Genomic DNA, 26729 nt, shown 5'->3' with positions numbered 1-26729 from the left:
TTCGATCGATCAAATGAAATCAAAAAGCGATTTCATGTTGCTCGCTCTCCAGCCCAGTCGCACTTAAGCAGTCGCCCATGCTTTTCTTTTTTCCTACGTCTTTTTGCGTCTTATGTTAGAATGTGGATAGATATTATTTAAAATAGGTACTATGTCGAATAGATATTATGTTGGATTGGAGCGAATTTGAATGGATAAGCGTATTCTCGTAGTGGATGATGAAAAACCAATCGCTGATATATTAAAGTTTAACTTAGAAAAAGAGGGCTTTGAAGTATTTTGTGCTTATGATGGCAACGAAGCTGTTGAACAAGTAAAAAAAGAAGAGCCTGATCTCATTTTACTAGATATTATGTTACCTCATAAGGATGGGATGGAAGTATGCCGTGAAGTACGAAAAAGCTATGACATTCCGATTATTATGCTGACAGCGAAAGATTCTGAGATTGATAAAGTCTTAGGACTTGAGCTTGGGGCGGATGATTATGTCACGAAGCCTTTTAGCACAAGAGAATTGCTCGCACGTGTTAAAGCAAACTTACGCCGCAGAAAATCCGGTGCTGAAGAAGTGTCAACGCAAAAAGAATTAACGGTAGGAGACTTAACGATTTACCCGGATGCTTATCAAGTGAAGCGCCGCGGTGAGACAATTGAGTTGACGCATAGAGAATTTGAGCTGATTCATTATTTAGCTAAACACCTAGGACAAGTGATGACGCGTGAGCATCTTCTGCAGGCTGTATGGGGCTATGATTATTTTGGTGATGTACGTACAGTCGATGTGACGGTTAGAAGACTTAGAGAAAAAGTTGAGGATAATCCAAGCTATCCAAACTGGATCATAACACGACGCGGGGTAGGGTATTATTTATCATCGCCTGAAGATGTGGAGCAAGGTTAATGGATCGAAAGGTTGGATTTTTTAGATCAATTCAATTTAAGTTAATTATCATTTATGTATTACTCATTTTTATGGCCATGCAGATCATTGGTGTGTATTTTACAGGAAAGCTAGAAGAACAGCTTGTCTACAACCATGATCAAATGTTAAATGAGCGTGCTAACTTGCTCGGATACAATGTTGCCCAGGAAATGATGGAGCCGCGTGAAGATCGAAGTGAGCTTTATAATGATATTAATTTACTTTTAAGAGAGACGTTTAATATTGAAAATGCAGAAGTTCAAGTGGTCGATGCTAACAGCGAAATTTTAGGTACGTCTAATTTTTCGAACCGGCATATTGTAGGCCAGCAGACGACGAAATACAGGGTTAAACGCGCGCTTCTTGGAGCGCGAGATGCTGCGATTGAACGTGATCCACAGACGGGTGACCGCGTTCAGGTGCTTGCTGTTCCAATTAAAGACCAAGATAATAATACGCTTGGCGCAATCTATATTGAATCTTCAATGGAAGATATTTATGATCAAATGCAGCAAATTAACAGCATCTTATTGAGCGGCACAGTGATAGCTCTCTTAATTACCGCGGTGCTCGTTATTTTGCTTGCGCGGACGATTACGGCGCCGATTATGGATATGCGTAAACAAGCGCTCAGAATGGGTCAGGGAGATTTCTCGAGACAGGTAACAGTTTACAGCACAGATGAAATCGGACAGCTTGCTTATTCTTTTAATGATTTGACTCATAAATTACAAGATGCCACAGCAACAAGAGCCCGTGAGCAGAAGAAATTAAGCTCAGTTCTGGCTCATATGACAGATGGCGTACTTGCAACAGATCAAGACGGTCATATTATTTTGATGAATAAGCGTGCAGAGGAGCTGCTTGGTGTTCAAAGCTATGAAGTGATCAAATCCCTGCTGCCTGAAGTGTTAAGACTGCCAGAAACGTATGAGCTTGAAGACTTATTTGAGCAGACGGATTCCATTCTCCTTGATTTTAGTGATGACGAACAAGAGTTTCTGATCGAAGCTAATTTCTCTGTCATTCAAGAAGAGGATGGGCCGATTAATGGCTTAATTACGGTACTGCATGATGTAACGGAGCAAGAAAAAATTGAACAGGACAGACGTGAATTTGTAGCCAATGTTTCTCATGAGCTGCGTACCCCGTTAACGACTATGAAGAGCTACCTAGAAGCGCTTGAGGACGGTGCACTTGATGAGCCAGAGCTTGCACGCAGGTTTGTTGGGGTTACTCAAAATGAAACAGAGCGTATGATCCGCTTAGTTAATGACCTGCTTCAGCTTTCTAAAATTGACAGCCACGACTACCGCTTGCAGCTGACATGGGTTGATTTTGGTCAATTCCTGCATGAAGTGATTGATCGGTTTGAGATGGTCGCACAGGGAAGAGATATTCATTTCACGCGCCATATTTCAGGACATCCAACGTATGTAGAAGTGGATAAAGATAAATTGACGCAAGTAATTGATAACATTATTTCCAATGCAATGAAGTACTCTCCGGAGGGCGGCAATATTACGACAACCCTCATGCATCAAGGACATAATGTACGAGTGAGTATTTCAGATGAAGGAATGGGGATCCCTCGTGAAAATCAATCGAAGATCTTTGATCGTTTCTACCGTGTAGATAAAGCACGTGCGAGAAGCATCGGCGGTACAGGACTTGGTCTTGCGATTGCGAAGGAATTAGTGCATGCTCATGGCGGAGAAATTTGGGTTTCAAGTGAATATGGATCTGGTACGACGATTTACTTTACATTGCCTTACTCTACATTTAAGGGGGGAGAGGCATGAATTACGAACACGTCAAAACAGGATTATTAATCGGCTTAGTAGGGTTAAGTATCATCCTGACTTGGCAGCTGTGGACGTTTCAGCCTGATATCAACTTCCTAGGTGAATCAGAAGAATTAGAGAGAACCTCACTGATCAGTGAAGAGGTTAGGTTAAGCGATGTTATTAGGCCAGAGAAGCTGATCACTCATGTAGACGGGCAAACAGCCATGATTCCAAGACATACTGATGCTTTTGATGAATTTTTTGATCAGCTTCTACAAGCAGAGCTCGATGAAGGAGACATGCTTGCTACCGGTCCTTTTCCAAAACCGGGTGTTAGTGCAGGGATAGAAGTCATTTTTCCTGCAGCTGTCCCTACAGATACGTTGCTCGCGATGTTTGAAGTGGATAGAGAAGTTTTTAACCTTCCAACCTCTGAGGTAGACCGACTCTATGTCTATATAGATAACAATCAGGATGAAGTAGCGATGCAGCTATTATTTGGCGAGGATGAGCGAGTGGTGGAAGTAGAAACCTCTTTTTCTGCAAATGAGTTTCAAGAGTGGATGAGGGGAGACTACATTCCGGTTACTTCTGTATCACAAGGGCCAAATCATACTCAGCTTCATCAGCATGTGTATGTTCCTGTTGAGCCCGTTGAGGTTGAGCGAATGACATACACGACAAGTCCGATTGATGTAAATTATTTTATTAATGAGTTATTCAACGAGCCAAATTCAGTTCGTGCTAATCTGGCGGATCAAAATGAATCCTTTACGGATGGGAATCGGATTATCCAATTGAGAAATGACGGTGAATTTATGGATTATAACAATCCGCTTTTCTCTGAAAATCAAGAGCGAAGCAGCCGTCATATTGTTCAAAACAGCTTCGATTTTATAAATAGTCACGGCGGATGGTCAGATCCTTATATTCTATCGGATTGGGCAGTAGCAGATGTAAGAGAAGAAGCTGAATATATGCTTCATGTCGATGGTACGCCAGTTATCAGTTATGAGGGTCAAAGTATTATGAGTTTAAAAGTCGGCCGGATCGGCTCCCAAATCGTCAGCTATGAGCGTCCGTTATTTGACCTTGATAATCAGCCGATTAATGCGATCCAACGCGTCGAGCTTCCATCAGGGGAAGCAGTGCTAGAGCGGCTGAATGAACAGGAATACTTTGATCCAAACAGACTTGAAAAAGTAATGGTCGGCTATGAAATGAACAAACAAAATGTTTCATTAGTCACACTTGAGCCTTATTGGTATGTGCTTTATGATGGACAATGGCAGAAAGTTACGTTTAATGATGGAGCTAGTGAGGAGGGGATGCAATGAATTGGAGCCGGACAAAAACCATATTCATCATCACCTTCTTATTCTTAAATATCTTTCTTACGTGGCAGCTGATCGAGAAAAATAACTCCAATCAAATGAACATGATTGCTCAAGCGACGATTCAAGAAGTGCTGCGCGATAATAATGTAACCATTGATGTCGAGCTGCCAGAAGAGACAACGACAGCCGGTCATATTTTAGGAAAGGCCGTGCCGTTTAGTGAAAGACAGATGAACGCTCTAAGCAATCAAGAGGCAGACTTATTAGATGGCACAACGATCATCGCAGAGCTTAATGAGCCTTTTGAGTTAAGAGAAGATCAGTTTTCCCAAGATTTAAATCAGTTTCTTACAAGCTATATAACGAACGGCCGTGAGTATCGCTTTGGCCGGTTTGATACAGAAGCAAGACAAATTCTTATGCAGCAAACGTATGAAGGGAAAACAGCCTACGCGTTTGAAGCAGAACCTCTAGTATTACAGCTAAATGAAGATAGAGAGATTGTTGCCTACGAACAAAGCTATTATGAGTTTGAGCCAACAGGCAGAGAACGAGAAGTGCTAACAAGTATTAAGGCCATTGAGGTGCTGTTAAATGCACAGCATATAGGGGTGAACGATACCGTGACGCATGTGGAGTTTGGTTATTACAGCCTCCACAATCTGCAAGGCGGAGGGGCACAGGTATTTGCACCGATGTGGCGTGTGACGGTTGAGGGTGAGACCTATCTTGTGCATGCGATCAACCCTGAAATACAGCAGCTCTCGTAACAGCAGCAAAAAACAGGAGTGAACCTACGATGTCATTACGTTTTAGTGTGCTGGCTAGCGGAAGTACTGGAAATGCGATTTATGTGGAGGCCGATGATAAAAAGCTATTAGTGGATGTCGGACTTAGCGGCAAGAAAATGGACGAGCTTTTCACAGAAATCGGACGCAATCCTAAAGAACTTGACGGTATTTTAGTTAGTCATGAGCACAGCGATCATATAAAAGGGGTCGGCGTGTTTGCAAGAAAACATAAGCTGCCAATCTATGCGAATGAAAAGACATGGCTTGCGATGGAGAACAACCTTGGCACCATCCCGACTGATCAAAAATTTATCTTCGCAACAGAAGAAGTAAAAACATTCGGCGGATTAGACGTTGAGTCGTTCGGTGTCTCTCATGATGCGGCAGAGCCAATGTTTTACTGCTTTCATCACGCAGGAAAGAAGCTTGTGCTAGCCACTGACATGGGCTATGTAAGCGAGCGGATTAAAGGAACAATTAAAGGTGCTGATATGTACATTTTTGAATCGAACCATGATTTGAATATGCTGCGGATGGGGCGTTATCCGTGGAACGTAAAACGAAGAATCTTAAGTGATGTAGGACACGTATCAAACGAAGATGCCGCTCTTGCGTTATCTGATGTGATTAGTGACAATACGAGCAGAATCTATCTTGCTCACTTAAGCCTGGATAATAATATGAAAGACTTAGCACGCCTTACCGTAGAGCAAGTATTAAAAGAACAAGATATGCCAGTAGGCGAGCAGTTTGAGTTATTTGATACAGACCCCCTAAAGCCAACTCCGCTCACTAGCGTATAATCTAGAAAAAGTCCTCTTACGATAGAGGGCTTTTTCGTTTTTAAGTGATTATTCCTTACTGTTGTTGGCAATTCTGTAAACAGTATAAAAAATAATCAAAAGTGAAGCATGCTAGTAGATTTCTCCTAAAGAATCGGTATAATAATGATCAAAATCATCCTTTTGATAAGGGATGTAGCATGGCTAAAGTTGTGACCTTTTTCATTTAAATTATAAGGATGGTGTTGGGTTATGGGCTATTATGATGAGCATTACACAGAACGTGATACAAGGCAGAAACGTTCTAGGCGCGGTGGAGCCCTTTCAGCATTTATTGGTGCGGTTGTCGGAGGCTTGGTTGTTCTCTTATCCTTGCCGCTCTTATCTAATTTAGGTATCCTTCCATACAATGCAGGAGACTCCCAAGGTGAAGATGCGAGTTTAGTAGCTTCAGAGCAGCCAGAAGATGTGCAAACGGTCAGTTATTCGGTGAATACGGATGTAACGCAGGCAGTAGATCAAGTATCAGATGCTGTTGTAGGAGTCATAAATATTCAACAATCGAATCCGTTTCAAGAACAAGGCGGAGAAGGGACTGGCTCTGGGGTGATTTATAAGGCAGCTGGAGACAAGGCATTTGTTGTAACGAATCACCATGTTATTGACCGGGCAAATGGAATAGAAGTCAGCTTAGCCGATGGAACGAGAGTCCCTGCAGAGCTTCTAGGCTCAGATGTAATTACAGACTTAGCTGTTCTTGAAATTGACAGTGAAAATATTGATACAGTTGCTGAGTTTGGCAATTCTGACTCACTAAGGGTTGGAGAGCCTGCAATTGCGATCGGAAATCCATTAGGGCTCAGATTTTCAAGTTCGGTGACACAAGGCATTATTAGTGCGACAGAAAGAAGCATTCCTGTTGATTTAACCGGAAACGGCCAGGTTGACTGGCATGCAGAAGTGCTGCAAACAGATGCGGCGATCAACCCCGGAAACAGCGGCGGCGCATTATTAAATATTGAAGGTCAAGTCATTGGGATTAATTCCATGAAGATCGCCCAAAGCTCAGTAGAAGGGATTGGCTTTGCGATCCCAACAAGTGTGGCGCTCCCTATCATTGAAGATTTAGAACGCTACGGTGAAGTCAAACGTCCGCAGCTGGGGGTAGGCATTCAATCACTAAATGAAATTCCAAGCTACCACTGGCAAGAAACATTAAATCTGCCAAGTGATGTACGAGCAGGAGTGATGGTATCAAGTGTCTCACCAATGTCTGCAGCAGAGCGTGCAGGGCTTGAACAGTATGACGTTATCGTAGAAATTGATGGTGAAGAAATTACCGATGGCCACGATTTACGCAGATTCCTCTACACAGAAAAGCAAGTTGGCGATGAAGTAGAAGTGACATACTACCGCAACGGAAGCCGTGAGACAGTCATGGTGCAGCTAGCCGAGCAGCAAAGCTTTTAATAAAAATGCAAGTTGGAAGTTTGGTTAGTTGGAAAAGGTAAACATAGATAGATGTCAGACAGAGTTATTCACATAGCTCTGTCTTTTTTGGTTTCAGTCACAAAAAGGAAGTTGCCCACAGGTGGAAAACGGGTATGCTATAATAAAACACGGTAAATAGAAAGGACGGATTAAGATGGAATTTGCATGTGATGAACATATTGAAGTAGCAATGGATGTAGTCGTTGATGAGTACGAAGCGGCACCAATCATCGAAAAATTAAATGAGGCAGATCAATTATCCACAATGTGCAGTTACTGCAAGAAGCCTGCTGTTTATTCAATTACGAAATAGTCAGTTACTAACACTGTTGATATGTGGATAACTTCTGTGGATAAAAAATAAAGGATGAGGGAATACACACTGTGAATATCTCAATTATTTCTGTAGGAAAATTAAAAGAGAAGTATTTGAAGCAAGGAATAGCCGAATATACAAAACGGCTTGGAGCATATGCAAAAATTGAGCTAGTAGAAGTGGCTGATGAAAAAGCACCGGAGAATTTAAGTGAGGCCGACATGGTGCTCGTAAAGCAAAAAGAGGGCGAAAGAATCCTCGCCAAAATCGCGCCAGATACGCATGTTATCACACTTGAAATCAAAGGTAAACAGCTGACATCAGAGCAATTAGCAAAAGAAATTGACCAGCTTGCAACGTACGGGAAAAGCAAAATCGCCTTTGTGATAGGCGGATCGCTCGGTCTAAGTGAGGAAGTCATGGCCCGCAGTAATTATGCACTGTCGTTCTCAAAAATGACGCTGCCGCATCAGTTGATGAGGCTGGTGTTATTAGAGCAGGTGTATCGAGCGTTTCGGATTAATCGGGGAGAACCGTACCATAAGTAAAGAGGGGTAGAAGCAAGATATATCTTCGGGGAATGCATTGATTCTATGAAGAGTACGTTAAGCTGCTCTTGGTAACGCATAAGTTATCCTGTGGGCGATTTGAACACTTCGTCCTGCCACATTTGATAAAGGTAGATAATCAATGCAAACCCCACCATCATAGCAACAATAGCAATTGTAGGCAAAGTTGATTCGCTCGAAACAAGCCCGATACGTTGCCATAGTGGGTAAATGATATACATAAATAGCCCGTCCAAAATTATATTAACAGCCATATACAACCAAAACTTTTTGAAAGTAAAGTGGAATACCCAGATAACTATAACTAAGTACGCTCCATACACCCAAGGAACTGGAACGACTTTATCCCAGCCAAAAAGACTGGAACCTGACTCTTTCCACCAACCGTAATGGTAGGCCGCTTGATATGCCAAGGTATGAATAACGGTCATAAATAGAGCGACTGGCATGTACCTGCGTACAGTATCCATTTTCAAAAAAAGCAAGGATACCCAAGGCAAGATCAAGAGTAACCAGAGAATAAATTGTTTCATGTCATTAATACCTCACATTAGTTTTATGTGTAGTGTTAGTCTTGGTATAAATATTTATTCGATTTTACTGAAACGTGCACTTGATCAAGCAGATTAACATCGCGATGTTGATTAAGCTTTGCGGTTGCCTGCTAGTATTCTAAATGCTGATATATACTTAAAGCTCAATTTCATGAGTAAACGGGTTTTGAGTTAACCCAAGACTTCCCAATAACATATATATAAAATTAAGTTATAAAACCGCTACTAACAGGTATACATATCTTTACAGATGAAATCAGATATGTGGAGGTATTATATGCGTGTTGGTGGGTTAGGATTAGTTATTTTAGCAGCAATTTTATGGGGCATTTCTGGGGGACTAGGCGGCTTCTTAATGGATAAAGGCTGGGATCCCCTAGTCATCTCCTTTTATAGGGGAGCAGTAGGTCTAGTATGTATTCTTATTTGGTTCTTGTTCCGGCCGACGCGGTTTAATAGGCCGCTGTTGTTCTGGTCTGTCGTTGCGGGTATTGGCGTAGCAGGGAATTTTGTTTTTTATTTTGTTAGTATCTCAGAGGGCAGTGTTGCGGTAGCGGCAACATTGATGTATACCGCACCTATTTTTGTTCTCCTTATCTCTTTTATATTCCGTCTTGAACAGGCGTCATTATTTAAATGGCTGGCTATTGGTTGTGTGATGGCTGGTGTGGTATTGCTGACAGAGGTGTACAGCATTGGCTCTGAGGGCATCACAATGCTTGGGCTTATGACAGGACTCGGTGCCGGGTTATCGTATGCTTTGTTCATTTTTGGCTTTAAATATGCATCCCGCCATGGGCAGCCGCAAGGAATTTTAACGATTGCATTTCTTGCCTTTACGATCATAACGCTGCTTTTCATTGACCACGGCGAAGCAGCTTCCGTCTTTTTCTCACCTGACTTAGGATGGATCATTCTTTTAGGAATTTTCGGAGCAGGGGTATCATTCTTCTTGTATGTAGTTGGTTTGAAAAAAACATCACCGACGTCAGCTTCCATTATTGCAATGGTGGAACCCGTGACTGCCTCCCTTTTGGGATTTATGGTTCTGAGTGAACTGCTTACAGTAACCCAGCTTGGAGGCATGGCAATTATCCTCGTGACAGTGACGATTTTAAGCGTGAAGCAGGGTTGATAAAAGCGCCTGTAGATTTAACTGTTATTTAGAAAATAAGACAGCTGACCTGACCAAATGATCGTGGTTGTCTTGTTTCATATTAGACAATTAACCAAGGTGGGAATACATTGTAATTTATACACAAAAAGAAATGAGTAGATACTAACGGGTTCGGTTACTGGGGAGAAGTCATTAAATAACAACCTAATTGAGGACATTATTCGCATATGAATTGGTGCCCTCATTTTTTTGTTGTATCAATGATTTTGCGTAATTAGCATAAGAATTCGCACATCAATTCGCATCCATTTTAACAACACCACATAAATTTATGTCGTATTGTTAAAGTCAGTGCTAAAACGGGTGCTAATCAGGAGTGTTTTTTGAAGGCTAATGGAAATTATATGTTAATATTATAGAGAGTGTTTGTGAAGAGTTGTTCTTAAACTAACGGGGCGATAGAGTGGAAAAACATTTACGAAAGTATTTATGGGACAATTTTCAAAAAAGTGATTTTATTAGGAGGGGTTTATTATGGAATTTTTTGTTCGGAAGATGCAAGAGGAGGATACAAAGCAAGTGCAAGATGTAGCAAAAACAACTTGAAATTCTACTTATGAAGGGATAATTCCTTTAGATATTCAAGAGAATTTTATGAGTTCTGCTTACAATGACGAAAGAATGCAACAACGTATGGAACGCTCACTTCTTTTGGTAGCTGAAACTGCCGAAAGAGTTGTTGGTTTTGCTAATTTTTCTCCAGTAAATAAAGATGGAAAAGTTGGTTTAGGGGCTATCTACATTAATCCTGAATATCAAGGTAAAGGAATAGGTTCAGCTTTGTTAGAACATGGCATAAATGAATTAGACGAAGTGAAAGAAATTTTCGTAGATGTTGAAAAAGAAAATAAATTAGGAATAAGATTCTATGAAGCAAAAGGCTTTGAAGTTATAAGAGAGTTTGATGATGATTTCGATGGACATATACTAAAAACAGTAGAAATGGTGTTACAAGTTTGAGTAATTATTAAACTGACGTGTGCGTTAGTGAAATAAGAAAACTAAAAAATCACATCAAAAAACGCTCAGATTTCTGAGCGTTTTTACTTCCCATATATATTACCAATTAGATGTTAATATATATGCTGATTAGTGTACTATTTAAATTGCTATTTGCATTTTTCTCCTCGTCAACCGAACCCGTTGAATAGATACTCACTTCTTTTTGTTCTCTAAAGAGCTTGAAATAATCAGGAGTTATTCTGTTCTTGATATGCGGGAAAGTACCCTAGTATAAAAGCAATACCTGAAAAAATAGCAGCAAAAATAATTGTCGGTTGTTTTAAAATGTCACGACTTTGAATTACAAGCTCACCATTGCCAATCATAAATCCTATTAATTGGCTTACTACCATAGTTAATGCTAGAAGCAAAGATAACAATAAGCATAGACTAAAAAGACGCTCTAATAGAAGTTGCATCTTAAATCTCCCCCCTTAGACTGGTAATATTCCCATAGCTATTAACCATCCGATAAGAATTACAGGACAAACATAATAGAGTATTAAAATTAAAAATGTTTTTTCAGGTCTTGCTCCAACAATTCCAGAAGCTATATATATGGAGCCGGAAGCTGGAGGCATTTGGGCAGACGTAGAAGCAAAAGTCATAATAACAACTGCTGAAATAAGGGGAGAGAACCCACTAGATACTAATATTTCGTAGGATACTAAACCAACAGCAGTAAGGGTTCCTGTTGATGTCAGAGGTCCTGCAATAGCAGTAATGCCAAGCCCTAGTAATAAGACAGTAAGCCAACCTGGTGTATTAGCTGCATTCATCAATTGTGAGATATTTTCTGATAAGCCTAAGGCTGTTAAGACTTCACTTGAAGCCACGGCGAAAAAAATTAATGAGCCAATAACAGTAAAACGTGGAATTGAATTTTTTGTAAATTTAAGAAGACCCGTAAATGATTTAGGCATGGTCTTTCTTCCTAAGAGAAATGCGATACCAATCATTAGAGTTGGGATCCAAATAACAATATCAACACTGTTTAGTGCTTCTTCTCCTAAAGAGGGAATATTTGCTATAAAATCAGCCAATGGACCAATTGTTAAAGTTAATGGAATAATTGCTCCCATATATATAAAAATTGAACTCCAACCATTTTTAAAAGAAACACTTAGTGGATCTAATGATTCAGCACTGAATGCTTTAATATTCTGCTTCTTAACAAAATATCCAATCAAAATTAATCGATGTAAAAACTGGTATGCTCCAGCAATTAATAGAGCGATAAAAAATTCTCCTGTTGTAATAGCTGCTGCTACTGGTGCAAAGCCTAAAATGATAAACATTGATGTTGTAGGGGGGAGGGCTGAGGCCATTCCTCCATTACCGACCATAACAGATGCTGCTATTTCTTTATTCCATTTGTTGCGGAGCATCCAAGGACCGGTAATGGATCCAGTCGCGGCTGTGTTTCCTGAGTCACCGCCAGATAGTGTTCCCATTACTGAAGATCCAACAGCATCCATAATTGCAGGCGCACCTGGGAGCCTGCCTACTAATGAATTCAAAATAGCTAGAAGCCGTTCTACAATCCCGAATTTATCGATTACATAAGCCATGAAAACAAAAGCAATTGCAGCGTACAAAACTGAAAACGTAGAAGCAAAGCTAATCCCTTGTAAAAATAGTGAGAGTGCTTCTGAGCCTCCTAAAGGTACAATTGCTAAAAAGCCTACTAGAGCAGCTTCTCCAAGATTCCTTCTTAACTTAATGCTCCAAAAAACTAAAACGCTTACAAAAATAATGAGAGCGACTATCCCCATTAAAAACCCTCCTTAGGCATCTTTTCTACGTTTCATTGATCTTCTGCATTACTTCTTTCCAGTGCAACGGTGCTTTTCCGTGAAATTTTTCTTTGATACTTGAATTTGTAATTGTTATTAATTTATTTCGTGTGGCTTTGGTCATTTCAGCTTCTACATGATTATTTAGCATAAAATCAATAACATTATCCATTTCTTTGATACGTCTTTCTGAATGCAGGACATTACCTGTAATTAATCGATTAATTACATTTTCAAAAGGTTCTTTATCAATAGTTTTAGTTATTGAATCTAAAATAGTATCATCTAAATTTAATTTATCTGCTATCTCCATCACTTCAAAGAGAAGGGTAGAAAGGCCTTTTGTAAAAATGCTTCTGATGAATTTGATATTGGTTGCATCTCCTGCCAACTCACTAACATAAGAGAGATTCATTTCAAAGGTTTTTCCCCATTTTATAAATTCCTTTGCCCCGATGCCGCTTACGATCATAGGAACTTTATGTTGGTTTCCTTTGAGTGGACCCATTATGGCAGCATCTATAAAAGTAATATCTTTGTTGCTCAATTCTTTACAAATTCTCTGTTTGGTTTCTGAAGAGGCTGTTGAAAGATCTACACATAAAGTGTTTTTATTAAGCCCTGGCAAGATGGAATTCCATGCTTCAGATGAATATGAAGCAGGAACTGCCACAAATAAAATATTTAGTTCTTGTTGTACTACTTTTAACGGCTCATCAAAAAGAGCTGCCTGCACTTTCTCTGCCCTATACTTTGTTTCTATGTTTTTGTATAAATGATCATAAACAAATAGATTTAAATTCTTGCCTTGGCTATAAAAACCTTTAGACATTTCGAAGCCTACTTCACCAAATCCGATAAAGCCAATATTCATTTTCATCACCTTTCTCTCTAGTTACTAGGTTTGAGGTATTGAGGTATATAATTTATAAATTAAGTTTCTTTAATTTGTCTTGTAGCCATTTCGGCTCAATGTCTGACTTGTCTTGTTTATTTTGCTTTTTATAAATATTGATTGTCTCTAATCGATTTAATTCATACGCTAATTTCTTTTCTGCTTTTTCCACGATTTCTTCAACATTCTGTTGAGGAACGACAACCACTCCATCCTGATCTGCAATTACGAAATCATAGGGGGATACAATGGTGCCCGCGCAAGTAATTGTAGTATCAAATGAACCTGGTCCTTCTTTACTTGGACCGGATGGTGAAAATCCTTTAGCATAAATTTGGATATTTAATTGACGAAGCTCCCGTTTATCACGAACAAGCCCATCAATAATAATCCCTTTTATTCCTAATGCTTCTGCTGCACCTGCCATAAGCTCTCCTAAATATGCAGCCCCAGTAAAACTTTGACCGTTGACGATGATAATATCGTTAGGCTCTGCTTGATAGATTGCATGATGTAAAAGCAAATTGTCACCTTTAGGTACTGAAACGGTTCTTACACGTCCTACTAAAGGTTCTAAAAAATTTACAGGTTTCACGCGGTAATCCATTGTATTCTGATTATCCATTACGTCCGCAAATACGGTAGAGCCAATTTTTTTTATACGCGATAAAAGCTGAGAACTATCAGAATGTTGTGAGCTGTTCATGTCCATCACCTCAAGTAATATTTATTACCAAAATTATTATTTAAGTAATATTTATTACTATATCAATCCGATTAATAAAAGTAAACCCTTACATTTTGATAATTAAAAAAGCTTTTCAAAAGACTTTATTGTGTCTTTTGAAAAGCTTTTTTAATTATTTATTGGTGTTTTAATAATGGTAATTCATATCTTTTAGCATTTCATTTATTTTATCTAAACGCTTTCTTGTCTCTTCTGATTGTCCAATAGCTGTGGCATTAATAAGATAGTCTGCCACTATCATTGCAACAATAGGAGAATTATGAAATGCAAGACTATCAGAATCACAAGGTAAAACGATGTCAGCGTATTCAGCAATTGGAGATGAGTAACTATCTGTTATGGCTACAATCTGTACCCCGTGACATTTGGCTGCTTTTACGAAATCAATGATTCGCTTTGCATAACGAGGAAAACTTGTGGCGATTATTAAGTCTTCTGATTTCATTGTGATGATTTCATCTACCCAATCACTAGTGTCTGCAATGACTAGGCGGCAATTCCCTAATGTCCTATTCAACCCATGAGTTAGATATTGACCAATTGGAAGTCCGCTTCGAACACTTGTACAAATGACTTGTCTCGAAGAAGTTATTTTTTTTACAACTTCATCCAACTGTGATTTAGGCATTTGCTCCATTACTTTTTGAATCTGATAAAGGTGATGATTAATTGTATTGCCCCATAAATCATCTTTATTAACGTTCTCTAAATTAATTTCTAAACGGGTTTGAGGAGCAGTTTGATCTCGTATTAACTTTTGCAAACCTTTTTGAAATTCACTGTATCCTGAATAGCCTAAATTAGACATTAGTCGCATGATCGTCGTTGAGCTCGTATTCACACGTTGAGCTAAATCATGAATAGTTAGAAAAGCTACTTCTGAAGAGTTTTTTAATATATAATCAGCAATGATACGTTGAGCATTTGTTAATTTTGATAAATGTCCTTTTATGACGGTAAGAGGATTTGTCATTTTACTCTCCTTTTATTATTAAATTAGTGCACTTGCTGTATTATTTTTAAATATATAAGTTCATCAACTTTTTAGCCTTAACATTCTAGCTTATAAATAAAGAGAAAAGCATTTAATTAAACATTATCTTATTTACTATTTACTATAGTATATCAGTTATTATTCTTTAATCTGCAAGACAAAAATAGGGGGAAGTGCTTATAAGCAAAAAAAACAGGCATCGAATGTACTCGATGCCTGTTTTTTATACATTTATTCAATTCCTGATTAAATAATCAAACGCTGCTAGTGATGCATTCGCACCTGAGCCCATTGAGATAATGATTTGGTTGTAAGGACCGTCTGTGCAGTCTCCTGCAGCGAAGAGGCCAGGAACGGTTGTAGCACCGCTCTTATCAACCATGATCTCACCCATACGGTTGCGTTCAACAAAACCGTCTAACCAGTCTGTATTTGGTACCAGACCGATTTGAACGAAGACACCTGCTAATTCAACATGATGCTCTTCTTCCGTTTCACGGTCGATGTACGTAATACCATTTACGCTGTCTGTACCAGTGATTTCTTTTGTCTGAACATTTTTCACTACCGTTACATTCGGTAAGCTGTATAAGCGTTTTTGAAGGACTTCATCCGCTTTTAGTTCAGCCATGAATTCAAGGACAGTTACGTGGTTTACAATTCCAGCAAGGTCAATTGCTGCTTCAATTCCTGAGTTACCGCCGCCGATAACTGCAACATCTTTTCCTTCAAATAGAGGACCATCGCAGTGAGGGCAATATGCGACACCTTTGTTCTTGAACTCTTGTTCGCCTGGAACGCCAACATTACGCCAGCGAGCCCCAGTTGATACAATGACGCTCTTACTTTTCAGTACAGCCCCATTTTCAAGCTCAAGCTCAAATAAGTCGTTTTTCTCAAGGTTCTTCGCACGTTGTAAGTTCATAATATCAATGTTGTACTCTTTTACGTGCTCTTCAAGGCTTGCTGCAAGCTTTGGACCTTCTGTGCTTTTCACACTAATAAAGTTCTCGATGCTCATTGTATCAAGGACTTGTCCGCCGAAACGTTCAGCAACTATACCTGTGCGGATCCCTTTACGTGCTGCATAGATCGCTGCACTTGCCCCTGCAGGACCGCCGCCAACAACAAGAACATCATAAGGATCTTTATTTGAAAGTTCAGCAGCATCAGGACCTGTTCCCAATTTTGCTAAAATTTCTTCTAGTGAAATGCGTCCGCCGCTAAAGAACTCACCGTCTAAATAGACAGCAGGAACAGCCATGACATTTTTCGATTCTACTTCTTCTTTAAATGCTGCACCGTCAATCATCGTGTGAGTGATACCAGGGTTTAGGACACTCATCATATTCAGTGCTTGAACAACATCAGGACAGTTATGGCAGCTTAGGCTGACATACGTTTCAAAGTGATATTCCCCGTCCATGTTTTTGATCTGGTCAATGACGCTTTGATCAACTTTTGGAGCTCTACCGCTTACTTGCAGTAAAGCGAGCACGAGTGATGTAAACTCGTGCCCTAAAGGAATACCAGCAAATGTAACGCCTGTCTCTTCTCCTATACGGTTTACACTAAAGCTAGGTGTTCTCTCAAGCTCTGCTTGTCTAACAGAGATCTTAGAGGACATGGATGCTAGCTCATCAACTAGTGCAAGCATATCTTTTGATACGGAATCGTCACCTGCACTCACTTTAAGAAGGATATCGCCTTCTAGGAGTTTCAGGTACTCATTAAGTTGGGCTTTCACATCTGCTTCAAGTAACATGTTTATTGCACTCCTTAGATTTTACCTACTAGATCAAGGCTTGGCTTAAGAGTTTCAGAACCCTCTTCCCATTTAGCTGGGCAAACTTCACCTGGATTGTTGCGTACATATTGAGCTGCTTTAACTTTGTTTACTAACGTACTTGCATCACGGCCAATTCCGCCTGCGTTAATTTCAACAGTTTGGATAACACCATCTGGGTCGATGATGAATGTTCCACGATCAGCAAGACCTTCTTCTTCGTTTAGTACTTCGAAGTTACGAGAAACTGTTTGAGAAGGGTCACCGATCATTGCATATTTGATTTTACCGATTGTCTCAGAACTATCGTGCCAGCCTTTGTGAGTAAAGTGAGTATCTGTAGAAACAGAGTAAACTTCTACTCCAAGAGCTTTTAAGTTTTCATATTCATTTTGAAGATCTTCAAGTTCAGTTGGGCATACGAATGTGAAATCTGCTGGGTAGAAGCAGAAAATGCTCCATTGACCTTTTAAGCTTTCGTTTGTAACGTCGATGAACTCGCCATCTTTAAATGCTTTTGCGCTGAATGGTAGTACTTCTTTACCGATTAGTGACATGTGAAAATTCCTCCTAGAAAATGAAATAGATTTTAAGAATGATAGAGAGCTGAAAACAACTCTCTTAAATGTAATCATTCTAATTATATACCAATTATTAAATAATAAATCCTATTTGTCAAGGATTCATGCTCGTCTATTTTATCATGACGAAAAGACGGTACTGCAGAATCATTGCCCTTATTAAGCTTTAGCCTTTCTCTCAATTAATAAACGTAAATGAAATAATTTTTTTATTTTTTGCAGGGGAATAAACATAAGAAGAAAGTTAAAGCTCCTAAAAATTTTAACATGAATACAAGAACTTCTTAATGAATATGCATTGTAACCTGTAACTTTAAAATAAAGGCTGCATCTTCTTTCTATTCTCACCTATTTTTTCTAAAAATTGATATAATAGTTGAAGATGCAGATGTCTCGAGTTTGATCGAATGTAAAGGGGAGAAGTGAAATGGCTGATAGCAATGAAAGCCCGTTTCTAACAAAGGACGAACCGCGTGATGTGAAGGTAAAAGTAGAGAGAAAAGAAGGGGAACCGACTGCAGCCTTTAAAGGAGCAAGCTGGGCAGCTTTGTTGGTCGGTGTTTCTGCTTATCTTATTGGATTGTTTAATGCGACGATGGAATTAAATGAAAAAGGATATTATTTTGCCATATTAGTATTCGGTCTTTATGCAGCTGTATCGCTTCAAAAAGCGGTACGTGATAAAGAAGAAGGGATTCCTGTAACAGGAATTTATTACGGGATCAGCTGGTTAGCTCTTATCGTAGCGGTGTCCTTAATGGCCATCGGATTATACAATGCGGGCAGTATTATTCTTAGTGAAAAAGGGTTTTATGGTATCTCATTTGTTCTAAGTATCTTTGCAGCGATTACTGTGCAAAAAAACATTAGAGACACACAAGTGGCAAGAGAGCGTGAGTAAGAAAGAAGAGACGATATGTAAGCTTATAAAAGCAAACGGGTCGTCTCTTTTCCATAAATATAGTGCTCGATTTTTGCTTTATTGCATAGAATGTAGAAGCTGAAAATAAAAAAATAAGAAAAGAATTTTTTTAAAAAAAGGTGAGCCTTTAGCAGTATTTTACGCCATCAACAGACTAATTAGTTTGAAATTATCAGATAATGGTAGATTTTTATGGCCATACATCAGTATAATATAAATATGATAGAATAGTAGGTAAAAGTGAGATTAGAGATATAGGTTTGTGTGGCTGGGTGGGCCTTGCTTTTTTTGTGACACCTAAGGAGGAGCGCCTACTCTTTTTTGAAAACTAGAGGATAAGGGTGGTTATCATGAGCAGCATTCGGAGAGAAACAGATGTGATCTTAATTGGTGCAGGAGTTATGAGCGCGACTTTGGGTTCAATGTTAAGAGAGTTAGCGCCGGAGTTGGAAATCAAAGTATTTGAGAAGCTGGCAAAGGCAGGAGAAGAAAGCTCGAATGAATGGAATAATGCAGGGACGGGTCATGCGGCGTTATGTGAACTTAACTATACGTCTGAGAAACCTGATGGATCCATTGATGTAGACAAAGCAATCAAAATTAATGAACAGTTTCACCTTTCAAGACAATTTTGGGCATATCTTGTAAACCAGCAGTTAATCCGTAACCCAGAAGAGTTTATTATGCCAATTCCTCATATCAGCTTAGTTCAAGGGGAAAATAATGTAGCGTTCCTTAGAAATCGTTTGGAAGCGCTATCAAAACACCCGCTGTTTAAAGGGATGGAATTCTCAGAGGATCCAGCGAAATTGAAGGAATGGGTTCCGCTCATTATGGAAGGGCGCAAAGAGAATGAACCGATCGCGGCAACGAAAATTGATTCTGGAACAGATGTTAATTTCGGTGCCTTAACACGGATGTTATTTGATCACTTACAAAAACAAAATGTAGAAACTAAATATAAACATACTGTTGAAGACTTTAAGCGTATGGATGACGGTAGATGGGAAGTTAAGATTCAGGATGATTCGACTGGAAACATTGAGTATCACATTGCTAAATTTGTTTTCATCGGTGCGGGCGGAGGCAGTCTCCCTCTTCTTCAAAAGACAGGTATTCCTGAATCCAAGCATATTGGAGGATTTCCTGTAAGCGGATTATTTATGGTCTGTAAGAATCCAAAAGTTGTAGAGAGGCACCATGCCAAAGTATACGGTAAAGCAAAAGTCGGGGCTCCTCCGATGTCTGTTCCGCATCTGGATACGAGATATATTGATAATAAAAAATCGCTGTTGTTTGGACCGTTTGCCGGGTTCTCGCCGAAATTTTTGAAAACAGGTTCAAACCTTGATTTAATTGGTTCTGTCAAACCTAATAATGTATTGACGATGCTTGCTGCAGGTATGAAAGAGATGTCATTAACAAAATATCTTATTCAGCAAGTGATGTTATCAAATGAACAGCGTATGGATGAACTGCGCGAATTTATGCCAAACGCCAAGAGTGAAGATTGGGAAGTAGTAGTTGCAGGACAGCGTGTGCAGGTAATTAAAGATACAGAGGCTGGCATGGGAACGCTGCAATTTGGAACAGAAGTAGTGAGTGCATCTGATGGCTCAGTGGCAGCATTACTAGGAGCCTCACCAGGCGCTTCTACAGCTGTTCACGTCATGATTGAAGTATTCCAAAAATGTTTCCCAGAGCGCATGAACGAATGGGAGCCAAAACTTAAAGAGATGCTTCCAACGTACGGAGTGTCACCAGAAGTGAACCCAGAGCTTTTTGACCAGGTTCATGCTTCTACTTCTCAAATCCTTGGTTTGGGTGTAGAAGAGCCGGTATTTGCATAATATTCAAAGCAAACGAGGTGAATGCCTCGTTTGCTTTATTTGTTTTTCAATTACTCCCGTTAAAATATCCATGACAAAATATAGAGCACAATATCATATAAATGAATGATAGATGCAATAAAAGGGGGGCTTTGATTAATGAGATCATTCCTTGAAATGATTCAAGAAGGGGGCTGTATCTTATATGCTAGACACGGGGAAGCAACAATTGGCGTGGATCAGCCAAATTGGTTGGTTGAAGCCTGTTCTACTCAAAGAAATTTATCTACTACTGGGAGAAGGCAAGCCGTTGCTTATGGAGAAGTATTACGGAACTTGCAAATACCAATTTCCTTCCCGGTCATCGCCAGTCCCTTTTGTAGAACGATAGAAACAGCACTGCTTGCTTTTGGAAGCGCGAATGTCGAAGTAGATCCTTTATGGACCGAGGTGTATCAACTTAGTGACAGCCCGTCTAGTGGAGAGATAGAGCAAGTGTTAAATAAGGTCACGTTAAATTTAGAATCTAAGCCTGCTGCAGGGACAAATCAAGTAATCATAGCTCATAGCTTTCCAGAAGGAGCAGGGCTAGGAAGAATTCCGAACATGGGGACAGTGATTATCAACCCTCTAGGAAGAGGTAAAGGGTATGAACTGTAGGTAACCTCTCATTGAACCAATTGCTATTGGCAAGTCACAATACTTCTCACAGAAACAGACTGCGGTGAAAAATTGGGGCAGTCTGTTTTGCATCATTATGTAGAGACCTTCCGATCAACCGCTTGAGGAGGTTCTTCTAGCCACTGATTTTCAATCATCAAAAATAAACCTTCCCCGTAATACTTTCTAAACCCAAGAGATACTTTTGTGAGTTTGATAAACAGATCTGTCCGTAAGCTGGAATTCATAGCTTGGGTGATCATCACAAAACAGTACATTCCAAGACAAGTATTCACAAAGAACAACATCAGCTTGTCTGAAAAAGGAGAGGTTTGTACTGGGTTAATCTTATAATGACCAGATGCAGCCAAAGGAATATTTTCTTTCGTGAAAATCTCATTTAGCTGATCTATCGCATATTGCAAGCCTTTTTGCCCTTTTTGAAAATGTTTTTTCAGCTCTTTTGTAGAAGTTGTTTGCCCAAAGGCTGTCATCACCATTTTGGAAAATTGTGCACGGTGTGTAATCCTTGTTAGATTAGCGATTTCCGCGACATTTAATGGTCTGTGTTCACTTAGCCGTTCTGTAAGGTATGTTTTACTCTCCACAAACTCCACTTTAGAATCGAGTGCCACTTGAGGAGACTCTATGTAGAGACCTTTTCTTACTAATACTTTCACAATGTCATTTTGTATCTCACACGTAAACTGCATACACTTTTGAAAATGATCGCGAACGTCAGTATTTTCACAGTCAGATAATGCACTTGAATAGGTGGTCATCGATAATAATGTGATGTCCTGGCAAAAGTACAATATAAACGAATCACCGAATAGCTTGCCAGCATGAACATTCATATCTTTTTCGGTAAAGCCGATAGGGAGGGTTACTTTATAGTCACTAAAGGTTTTCTTAAGCTGCTTCATATTTTTTTGAGAATGAAGAAGCATCTTTTTAATGATTTGTTTGGTTTCTTTATCATCTGCAGTCATGAAGAAATAACGAAAAAACTGATGTTCCATACTATTTTTCAAATAGGAAGACCAGATATTAGACACTTCAGTAGGTGATAAATCTTTTACATGCTTTCGACTAGGAAACGCACACATGGTATTCACTCCTTTCATTATAGTGTTGCTCTAAATAGAATAATTATTTACATAATCATTTTTCAAATAAAATTCTCTCAAGCTATTGAATATTTATACATGTTAATGATATATTATTAAATATTATAAAGATAAAATCATTATTTCATGTATTAGATATACAATTTATTGACTATAGGAGAGAAAAAAATGGGAGCTAAATCATTACAGCATACAGAACAAACGTCATCTTATACAAAAGAATACACGGCCAAACAATATATGAAATTCTGGCTGCCATCCTTAATTGGAGTGCTGCTCTTTTTAGTGCCGATTTCCATAAATGATAAAGTGACAATTGGGTTAGGGATTCTTGCAGATGGCTTGCAGAGTGCGATTGCTGATTACATCCCGCTCTTTATGACCACTGTTTTATGTGCATCAGCTGCCGGTAGTTTGCTAGTGAAGGGGACAAGCCCAAGCTTTATTCAAAAGAATGCTTTTCTAAAAGGATTATTCGATGTATCACCGCTCTGGCTTGTTCTTAGATGTCTAGGGGCTGCATTTGCTGTTATGACGTTAACCGAGATGGGACCAGGGGTGGTTTCGTCTGAATTTACAGGCGGTGTCGTATTGTATGATTTAATTCCTGTATTAATGGTTTGGTTTTTATTTGCTTGTCTGTTTATGCCTTTATTGCTTCAATTTGGGCTTATGGACTTTATTGGTTCCTTGGTTCGTAAAATTATGCATCCATTATTCAAGCTGCCTGGACGTTCTTCTGTCGATGCGCTTGCATCCTGGATGGGAAGCGGAACCGTTGGAGTATTGCTGACCACACAGCAGTATGAATCAGGATACTATACGAAGCGGGAAGCATCGGTTGTAGCGACTAACTTTTCGATTGCCTCAATTGCATTTAGTTTGGTTATTGCGACGTTTTTAGATATTAATCATATGTTTATTCAGTTTTACTTCACGGTTATTATAACGGGAATTGTGGCAGCGGTAATATGCCCGAGAATTCCTCCGTTGTCATGGAAGAAGGACACGTATTATGAGCCTATAGGAAAACAAATTGATGAAGTAGTGCCAGAAGGTGTGTCCAGCTTTAAATGGGGCGTGCAAAAAGCGGTGGAAAAAGCGAGCGAAGTAAAAAGCTACCGCAGTGTTGCATGGGGCGGTGTAAAAAATGTCATTGATATTTGGTTTGCTTTAATTCCATTAGTCATGGCGCTTGGAACAATTGCGCTCATTATTGCAGAATTTACGCCAATCTTTACGTACTTGTCTTATCCATTTGTCCCGTTCCTCCAGCTGCTTGGTATTCCAGAAGCTGAAGCTGCAGCACCTGCGATGATCGTTGGGTTTGCTGATATGTTCCTGCCGGCTGTTATCGGAAGCGGCATTGAATCTGAACTGACTCGTTTTGTGATTGGGGTTATGTCATTAACGCAATTAATTTATATGTCGGAGATTGGTATTCTGTTATTAAAATCAAAAATTCCTCTTTCCTTCGTTCAATTATTTGTGATTTTCTTACAAAGAACGATTATTACCTTGCCGGTTGCAGCGGCAATGGCTCATCTTTTCTTTTTCTAAATGATATACTGTGTAACAAAGGAAAGCATTGGCAAACACCAATGCTTTTCATTATGTTATGACGAATAATGTCTGTGATCATATAGGAGTGATAATGTGAACATTGAATCTTTTTTATCAAAGCATAGTAAACCAGCTCTTCAAAATGATCCTCCGGGAAGCTGGATGCCTCAGCTGCCAGAGAAGTGTATACGTCTTTCTTCAGGGTATCCTGATCCCTCTTTAGTGCCTGTAGAGCAGTTGAAGAAGGCAGTGAACAGACTGCTCGAAGAAGAGGGGGACCTGCCTTTGCACTATCTTGGCAGCCCTAGAATGGACCAATTAAAAGCGCAGATTACTCATCGATTGAAAGAGCGCGGCATGGATGTAGAAGAAGAGGAACTGTTGATTACCTCTGGTGCCTGCCAAGCGATTGATCTGATTGCCCGGGTTTTCATTGATGAGGATAGTGTAGTGGCTGTTGAATCTCCTACTTATATGGAGGCACTTGAAATCTTTCAAAACTACACGAACCATTTTATCAGCATCCCAATTGATGAGCACGGGCTTCAAACAGAGAAATTAGAAGAAATACTAGCAGAACGTACAAAGAAGGGTTTGCCGCTCCCTCGTCTTTTATATACGATACCAACTTTTCATAATCCAACAGGTACGACGATGACTGCAGCACGACGCAAGCATGTGATGAAGCTGGCTGAAGAGTATAATTTTCTAGTTTTAGAAGATGATGCGTACGGAGATTTATATTTTGAGAAGTCAGAAGCCACGCTTAAGTCATTGGATCAATCGAATCGTGTTTTACATGTAGGCTCGTTGTCAAAAGTAGTCGCTCCCGGCATGCGAATCGGCTGGGTTGCAGCGGCACAAGAATGTACGGAAGCTCTTAATTGGTTTAAAAAAGATTTAGATCATCCATTTGCCGAAGCATCAATGGCTGCTTATTTGGAACAGATTAATTTGAACGAACGCCTCGATACATTACGTACTGCCTATCAACAAAAACGTGACGTGGTGATCTCAGCGCTTGAAGAGCATCTGCCTGATTCAGTGTCCTGGTTTGTCCCAAAAGGAGGGTACTTTATTTGGGTGAGGGCTGATGGTGTGGATACGGATCATTTGTTAGAGCAGGCACTTGATGCGGGAGTTGCATATGTCCCTGGAAAGTACTTTTTCTTACCTGCCGATGAGAAAGCAGCATACTTGAGGCTTTCCTTTAGCTATGCATCTGAAGACGAGCTTGTAGAGGGAGTTAAGCTGCTTGCTAACGTACTAAATAAGTCTTAACAATTAATAAGCATAGAAGTCTCGAATCTTGATGAAACGAGGTCTTCTATGCTTCTTTTGATTGGTAGGGCACAATATAGATGCCATCGTCATACAGCCAATCAGCATAAACGATATCTTCTGGCCGGTTGTAGCCATGAGAGATTAGCTGACTCATCAGCCAGTCATGATTAAACCCAAGCTCCTTTAAGTTATCTTCTATAATTTCTCCATCTGTAATTAATGTGGTGCAAAGATAAGTAGTGCTTACAGGTAGGTTTAAGTCTTCAAGGGTTACCTTTTGATATTTATTTTTCTTTAAAATACTGATCGAACCGTTAGACTCTAAAATCGCATAAGCCACTTCGCGCAAAGAAAAGGTTTCACTTTGACGCAGTGAACTAAGCAGCTGATTGATGTTCATGCGGTTTTTTTTAAGCTGCTCTCGGTCAATCTTTCCGTTACGAATGATGATAGACGGCTTTCCTTCCAAAAGCCCCCTCACAGAACGGTGCTTTAGCAAATACTTCTCCATCATAATCATTAAAAAACCCCATAAGAGAACAACGTAAATAATATAGAAAATGCTGACGTTTACCTCAAATATCCCATTACCTAGCAGCTCTGATAATACAATAGCTGAGACAAAATCAAACGGAGTCAAATGACGGATCGTCGTTTTGCCAAGTAATCTAGTAATCAAAAAAAGCAAAAAGAATCCTATTACAATTTTAATCGACATATCCCAAAAGCCCGGCTCCATACAATCCTCCCCTAGCAGACTAGTATATGGTACTAGTTATGGACAAAGAGGGAGGGGTTTATTCAAAAAGGAAAGAGAAAAACCTCAGATCAAACATCTGAGGCTTAAACATTCATATAATTTACCCGAGGAACAAATTTAATTATTATGGCCTATCTTCCAGCCTGATTTATCTTCTTTTTCGTCAATTTGTTCAGTAACCGTAGAAGTCTCAAGTTCTCCTTTAGTAGTAGTAGTTGCCACTGTTACTATTGGTTCACCTTCAACTCTCTTCTCAGAAGATTTACTTGATTCGCTAAGAACTTTACCATTACTTCCAGGAGCGCCTTGATGGGTAATAGTAGTTTCAATGGTCTCTATAACAGTTACAGGAGTTTCTGTCGTAGTAGTAGTAGTTGTAGTTTCATCCCAAGTTGAGGTTGTTACAGTTCGAACTGTTGCTGTAACAGTAACGTCTCTATACTCATTTTTTGTAGGATGTTTTTCAGTATTACTTTTAATAACAACACGTTCTTCGGTTATATCTGTATCTGTTTTAGTCTCTGTTACAGCAGATTCTATTGAGTTAACCTCAACACCTTTAGTTTCGTTTGTTGTAACAATAACTTCAGTCGTTACTCCTTTAGAAAAGTTCTCGCTTTGGCCAGGTGCTGTTTCTAACCCTTTTCCATTTCCATTTCCATTATTAGCCATAGCACCAGTGGTGAAGCTAACAGATAAAATAAGTGTTAATACTGCTACTGATAATTTTTGTGCTTTTTTCATCTTCCATTTCTCCTCTTAAATAAATTTTTTTAAATAAGAGGGTCGGTTACACTACTAGCTCCATATAGCCCAAGTGTCCAAGTAAAGACTATACTTCATAGCACCCCTAATTAAAGAGGTCCGGTTACACTACTGGCTCCATATAACCCAAGTGTCCATATAAAGGTTATACTTCATAGCTTACCTTTGAAGCATTGTGCATAGGTCATTATATGCGTTGGTGGGTAATTTATTATATGTATAAAGACCTATAATTCTATTATATTTATTTTGAATTAAAGATAAAGTTTTTTCGCTCGACAAATTTCT

General features: G+C 39.4%; 25 protein-coding genes, 1 pseudogene and 1 riboswitch. Of the genes and pseudogenes, 15 read left to right on the top strand and 11 right to left on the bottom strand.

The window, feature by feature from the left end:
- The first annotated feature begins 190 nt into the window (after positions 1 to 190).
- The 8 genes from yycF to rlmH all read left to right on the top strand — a co-directional run bounded on the left by yycF (position 191) and on the right by rlmH (position 7974).
- The gene (gene yycF / locus PQ478_RS21060; protein WP_012960895.1) at positions 191 to 901 is read left to right on the top strand and encodes a response regulator YycF; all 711 of its coding nucleotides are present in this window, start codon (positions 191 to 193) and stop codon (positions 899 to 901) included.
- Positions 901 to 2724, top strand: a complete 1824-nt coding sequence (walK, locus tag PQ478_RS21055) for a cell wall metabolism sensor histidine kinase WalK (protein ID WP_012960894.1) — start codon at positions 901 to 903, stop codon at positions 2722 to 2724. The genes yycF and walK overlap by 1 nt, the downstream gene beginning before the upstream one ends.
- Entirely contained in the window at positions 2721 to 4046 is a 1326-nt protein-coding gene (locus PQ478_RS21050) for a YycH family regulatory protein (protein ID WP_289235490.1), read from the top strand. Before walK ends, PQ478_RS21050 begins: the two co-directional genes overlap by 4 nt.
- The gene (locus PQ478_RS21045; protein WP_012960892.1) at positions 4043 to 4816 is read left to right on the top strand and encodes a two-component system regulatory protein YycI; all 774 of its coding nucleotides are present in this window, start codon (positions 4043 to 4045) and stop codon (positions 4814 to 4816) included. The genes PQ478_RS21050 and PQ478_RS21045 overlap by 4 nt, the downstream gene beginning before the upstream one ends.
- A 29-nt stretch (positions 4817 to 4845) precedes the next feature.
- Positions 4846 to 5640 (top strand): MBL fold metallo-hydrolase, encoded by a 795-nt coding sequence (locus tag PQ478_RS21040; RefSeq protein WP_289235489.1) that lies wholly within the window; start codon positions 4846 to 4848, stop codon positions 5638 to 5640.
- Between the two features lie 231 nt (positions 5641 to 5871).
- The gene (locus PQ478_RS21035; RefSeq protein ID WP_289235488.1) at positions 5872 to 7089 is read left to right on the top strand and encodes a S1C family serine protease; all 1218 of its coding nucleotides are present in this window, start codon (positions 5872 to 5874) and stop codon (positions 7087 to 7089) included.
- Positions 7090 to 7264: 175 nt separating this feature from the next.
- Positions 7265 to 7423, top strand: coding sequence for a CxxH/CxxC protein (locus tag PQ478_RS21030; RefSeq protein WP_289235487.1), 159 nt, complete (start codon positions 7265 to 7267; stop codon positions 7421 to 7423).
- Positions 7424 to 7494: 71 nt separating this feature from the next.
- Complete coding sequence (gene rlmH / locus PQ478_RS21025; RefSeq protein WP_289235486.1) at positions 7495 to 7974, top strand: 23S rRNA (pseudouridine(1915)-N(3))-methyltransferase RlmH; 480 nt, start codon at positions 7495 to 7497, stop codon at positions 7972 to 7974.
- Between the two features lie 83 nt (positions 7975 to 8057).
- Here the strand turns inward: rlmH and PQ478_RS21020 are convergent, their stop codons facing one another.
- Entirely contained in the window at positions 8058 to 8528 is a 471-nt protein-coding gene (locus PQ478_RS21020; protein WP_289235485.1) for a hypothetical protein, read from the bottom strand.
- Between the two features lie 298 nt (positions 8529 to 8826).
- On the opposite strand from PQ478_RS21020, the gene PQ478_RS21015 reads away from it, so the two are divergent.
- Positions 8827 to 9684: an EamA family transporter gene (locus PQ478_RS21015; RefSeq protein WP_289235484.1), complete on the top strand. Its 858-nt coding sequence runs from the start codon at positions 8827 to 8829 to the stop codon at positions 9682 to 9684.
- Between the two features lie 516 nt (positions 9685 to 10200).
- A pseudogene (locus PQ478_RS21010) lies at positions 10201 to 10686 on the top strand (GNAT family N-acetyltransferase).
- A 230-nt stretch (positions 10687 to 10916) separates the two neighbouring features.
- On the opposite strand, the gene PQ478_RS21005 reads toward PQ478_RS21010, so the two are convergent.
- From PQ478_RS21005 to ahpC, 7 genes are all read right to left on the bottom strand, one after another.
- Positions 10917 to 11147: a hypothetical protein gene (locus PQ478_RS21005; protein ID WP_012960886.1), complete on the bottom strand. Its 231-nt coding sequence runs from the start codon at positions 11145 to 11147 to the stop codon at positions 10917 to 10919.
- A gap of 15 nt (positions 11148 to 11162) precedes the next feature.
- Positions 11163 to 12503, bottom strand: coding sequence for a TRAP transporter large permease subunit (locus PQ478_RS21000; protein WP_289235483.1), 1341 nt, complete (start codon positions 12501 to 12503; stop codon positions 11163 to 11165).
- Between the two features lie 25 nt (positions 12504 to 12528).
- Positions 12529 to 13398: an NAD(P)-binding domain-containing protein gene (locus tag PQ478_RS20995; protein WP_289235482.1), complete on the bottom strand. Its 870-nt coding sequence runs from the start codon at positions 13396 to 13398 to the stop codon at positions 12529 to 12531.
- 52 nt (positions 13399 to 13450) lie between these two features.
- The gene (locus PQ478_RS20990; protein WP_289235481.1) at positions 13451 to 14125 is read right to left on the bottom strand and encodes an RraA family protein; all 675 of its coding nucleotides are present in this window, start codon (positions 14123 to 14125) and stop codon (positions 13451 to 13453) included.
- 169 nt (positions 14126 to 14294) lie between these two features.
- On the bottom strand, positions 14295 to 15140 hold the full coding sequence (locus PQ478_RS20985) for a MurR/RpiR family transcriptional regulator (protein WP_289235480.1): 846 nt from the start codon (positions 15138 to 15140) through the stop codon (positions 14295 to 14297).
- 256 nt (positions 15141 to 15396) lie between these two features.
- A complete protein-coding gene (gene ahpF, locus PQ478_RS20980; RefSeq protein WP_289235479.1) occupies positions 15397 to 16926 on the bottom strand; it encodes an alkyl hydroperoxide reductase subunit F in 1530 nt (509 codons plus the stop codon).
- Between the two features lie 14 nt (positions 16927 to 16940).
- Positions 16941 to 17504: an alkyl hydroperoxide reductase subunit C gene (gene ahpC / locus PQ478_RS20975; RefSeq protein ID WP_012960880.1), complete on the bottom strand. Its 564-nt coding sequence runs from the start codon at positions 17502 to 17504 to the stop codon at positions 16941 to 16943.
- Positions 17505 to 17955: 451 nt separating this feature from the next.
- Here ahpC and yiaA point away from each other — a divergent pair, with 451 nt between their 5' ends.
- The 3 genes from yiaA (at position 17956) to PQ478_RS20960 (ending at position 20939) form a co-directional block, all read left to right on the top strand.
- A complete protein-coding gene (gene yiaA / locus PQ478_RS20970) occupies positions 17956 to 18429 on the top strand; it encodes an inner membrane protein YiaA (RefSeq protein WP_012960879.1) in 474 nt (157 codons plus the stop codon).
- Positions 18430 to 18800: 371 nt separating this feature from the next.
- A complete protein-coding gene (mqo, locus tag PQ478_RS20965) occupies positions 18801 to 20300 on the top strand; it encodes a malate dehydrogenase (quinone) (RefSeq protein ID WP_289235478.1) in 1500 nt (499 codons plus the stop codon).
- 138 nt (positions 20301 to 20438) lie between these two features.
- Positions 20439 to 20939 (top strand): histidine phosphatase family protein, encoded by a 501-nt coding sequence (locus PQ478_RS20960; RefSeq protein WP_289235477.1) that lies wholly within the window; start codon positions 20439 to 20441, stop codon positions 20937 to 20939.
- Between the two features lie 95 nt (positions 20940 to 21034).
- On the opposite strand, the gene PQ478_RS20955 is transcribed toward PQ478_RS20960, so the two are convergent.
- Positions 21035 to 22048 carry a DUF3231 family protein gene (locus PQ478_RS20955; RefSeq protein WP_289235476.1) on the bottom strand — a complete coding sequence of 338 codons (1014 nt, stop codon included), beginning with the start codon at positions 22046 to 22048 and terminating at the stop codon, positions 21035 to 21037.
- Positions 22049 to 22237: 189 nt separating this feature from the next.
- Here PQ478_RS20955 and PQ478_RS20950 point away from each other — a divergent pair, with 189 nt between their 5' ends.
- Together PQ478_RS20950 and PQ478_RS20945 are read left to right on the top strand one after the other, a co-directional pair.
- Complete coding sequence (locus PQ478_RS20950) at positions 22238 to 23629, top strand: YjiH family protein (protein ID WP_289235475.1); 1392 nt, start codon at positions 22238 to 22240, stop codon at positions 23627 to 23629.
- Positions 23630 to 23725: 96 nt separating this feature from the next.
- Positions 23726 to 24913, top strand: a complete 1188-nt coding sequence (locus tag PQ478_RS20945) for an aminotransferase-like domain-containing protein (RefSeq protein ID WP_289235474.1) — start codon at positions 23726 to 23728, stop codon at positions 24911 to 24913.
- A 46-nt stretch (positions 24914 to 24959) separates the two neighbouring features.
- Here the strand turns inward: PQ478_RS20945 and PQ478_RS20940 are convergent, their stop codons facing one another.
- Both PQ478_RS20940 and PQ478_RS20935 read right to left on the bottom strand, forming a co-directional pair.
- Positions 24960 to 25655 carry a YetF domain-containing protein gene (locus PQ478_RS20940; RefSeq protein ID WP_289235473.1) on the bottom strand — a complete coding sequence of 232 codons (696 nt, stop codon included), beginning with the start codon at positions 25653 to 25655 and terminating at the stop codon, positions 24960 to 24962.
- Between the two features lie 138 nt (positions 25656 to 25793).
- Positions 25794 to 26420, bottom strand: coding sequence for a hypothetical protein (locus PQ478_RS20935; protein ID WP_289235472.1), 627 nt, complete (start codon positions 26418 to 26420; stop codon positions 25794 to 25796).
- A gap of 31 nt (positions 26421 to 26451) precedes the next feature.
- A riboswitch (cyclic di-GMP riboswitch) is annotated at positions 26452 to 26535 on the bottom strand.
- Positions 26536 to 26729 lie beyond the last annotated feature (194 nt).

The sequence above is a fragment of the Alkalihalophilus pseudofirmus genome, from assembly GCF_029094545.1.
Classification (GTDB): domain Bacteria; phylum Bacillota; class Bacilli; order Bacillales; family Bacillaceae_D; genus Alkalihalophilus; species Alkalihalophilus pseudofirmus.
Note: the sequence above shows the minus strand (reverse complement) of the source record. Positions and strands in the feature narration are given on the sequence as shown.

Bases quoted from the DNA above. Each gene is read 5' to 3' on its own strand.
- yycF (WP_012960895.1), top strand. From the start codon at position 191: ATGGATAAGCGTATTCTCGTAGTGGATGATGAAAAACCAATCGCTGAT.
- walK (WP_012960894.1), top strand. From the start codon at position 901: ATGGATCGAAAGGTTGGATTTTTTAGATCAATTCAATTTAAGTTAATT.
- PQ478_RS21050 (WP_289235490.1), top strand. From the start codon at position 2,721: ATGAATTACGAACACGTCAAAACAGGATTATTAATCGGCTTAGTAGGG.
- PQ478_RS21045 (WP_012960892.1), top strand. From the start codon at position 4,043: ATGAATTGGAGCCGGACAAAAACCATATTCATCATCACCTTCTTATTC.
- PQ478_RS21040 (WP_289235489.1), top strand. From the start codon at position 4,846: ATGTCATTACGTTTTAGTGTGCTGGCTAGCGGAAGTACTGGAAATGCG.
- PQ478_RS21035 (WP_289235488.1), top strand. From the start codon at position 5,872: ATGGGCTATTATGATGAGCATTACACAGAACGTGATACAAGGCAGAAA.
- PQ478_RS21030 (WP_289235487.1), top strand. From the start codon at position 7,265: ATGGAATTTGCATGTGATGAACATATTGAAGTAGCAATGGATGTAGTC.
- PQ478_RS21020 (WP_289235485.1), bottom strand. From the start codon at position 8,528: ATGAAACAATTTATTCTCTGGTTACTCTTGATCTTGCCTTGGGTATCC.
- PQ478_RS21015 (WP_289235484.1), top strand. From the start codon at position 8,827: ATGCGTGTTGGTGGGTTAGGATTAGTTATTTTAGCAGCAATTTTATGG.
- PQ478_RS21005 (WP_012960886.1), bottom strand. From the start codon at position 11,147: ATGCAACTTCTATTAGAGCGTCTTTTTAGTCTATGCTTATTGTTATCT.
- PQ478_RS21000 (WP_289235483.1), bottom strand. From the start codon at position 12,503: ATGGGGATAGTCGCTCTCATTATTTTTGTAAGCGTTTTAGTTTTTTGG.
- PQ478_RS20995 (WP_289235482.1), bottom strand. From the start codon at position 13,398: ATGAATATTGGCTTTATCGGATTTGGTGAAGTAGGCTTCGAAATGTCT.
- PQ478_RS20990 (WP_289235481.1), bottom strand. From the start codon at position 14,125: ATGAACAGCTCACAACATTCTGATAGTTCTCAGCTTTTATCGCGTATA.
- PQ478_RS20985 (WP_289235480.1), bottom strand. From the start codon at position 15,140: ATGACAAATCCTCTTACCGTCATAAAAGGACATTTATCAAAATTAACA.
- ahpF (WP_289235479.1), bottom strand. From the start codon at position 16,926: ATGTTACTTGAAGCAGATGTGAAAGCCCAACTTAATGAGTACCTGAAA.
- ahpC (WP_012960880.1), bottom strand. From the start codon at position 17,504: ATGTCACTAATCGGTAAAGAAGTACTACCATTCAGCGCAAAAGCATTT.
- yiaA (WP_012960879.1), top strand. From the start codon at position 17,956: ATGGCTGATAGCAATGAAAGCCCGTTTCTAACAAAGGACGAACCGCGT.
- mqo (WP_289235478.1), top strand. From the start codon at position 18,801: ATGAGCAGCATTCGGAGAGAAACAGATGTGATCTTAATTGGTGCAGGA.
- PQ478_RS20960 (WP_289235477.1), top strand. From the start codon at position 20,439: ATGAGATCATTCCTTGAAATGATTCAAGAAGGGGGCTGTATCTTATAT.
- PQ478_RS20955 (WP_289235476.1), bottom strand. From the start codon at position 22,048: ATGTGTGCGTTTCCTAGTCGAAAGCATGTAAAAGATTTATCACCTACT.
- PQ478_RS20950 (WP_289235475.1), top strand. From the start codon at position 22,238: ATGGGAGCTAAATCATTACAGCATACAGAACAAACGTCATCTTATACA.
- PQ478_RS20940 (WP_289235473.1), bottom strand. From the start codon at position 25,655: ATGGAGCCGGGCTTTTGGGATATGTCGATTAAAATTGTAATAGGATTC.
- PQ478_RS20935 (WP_289235472.1), bottom strand. From the start codon at position 26,420: ATGAAAAAAGCACAAAAATTATCAGTAGCAGTATTAACACTTATTTTA.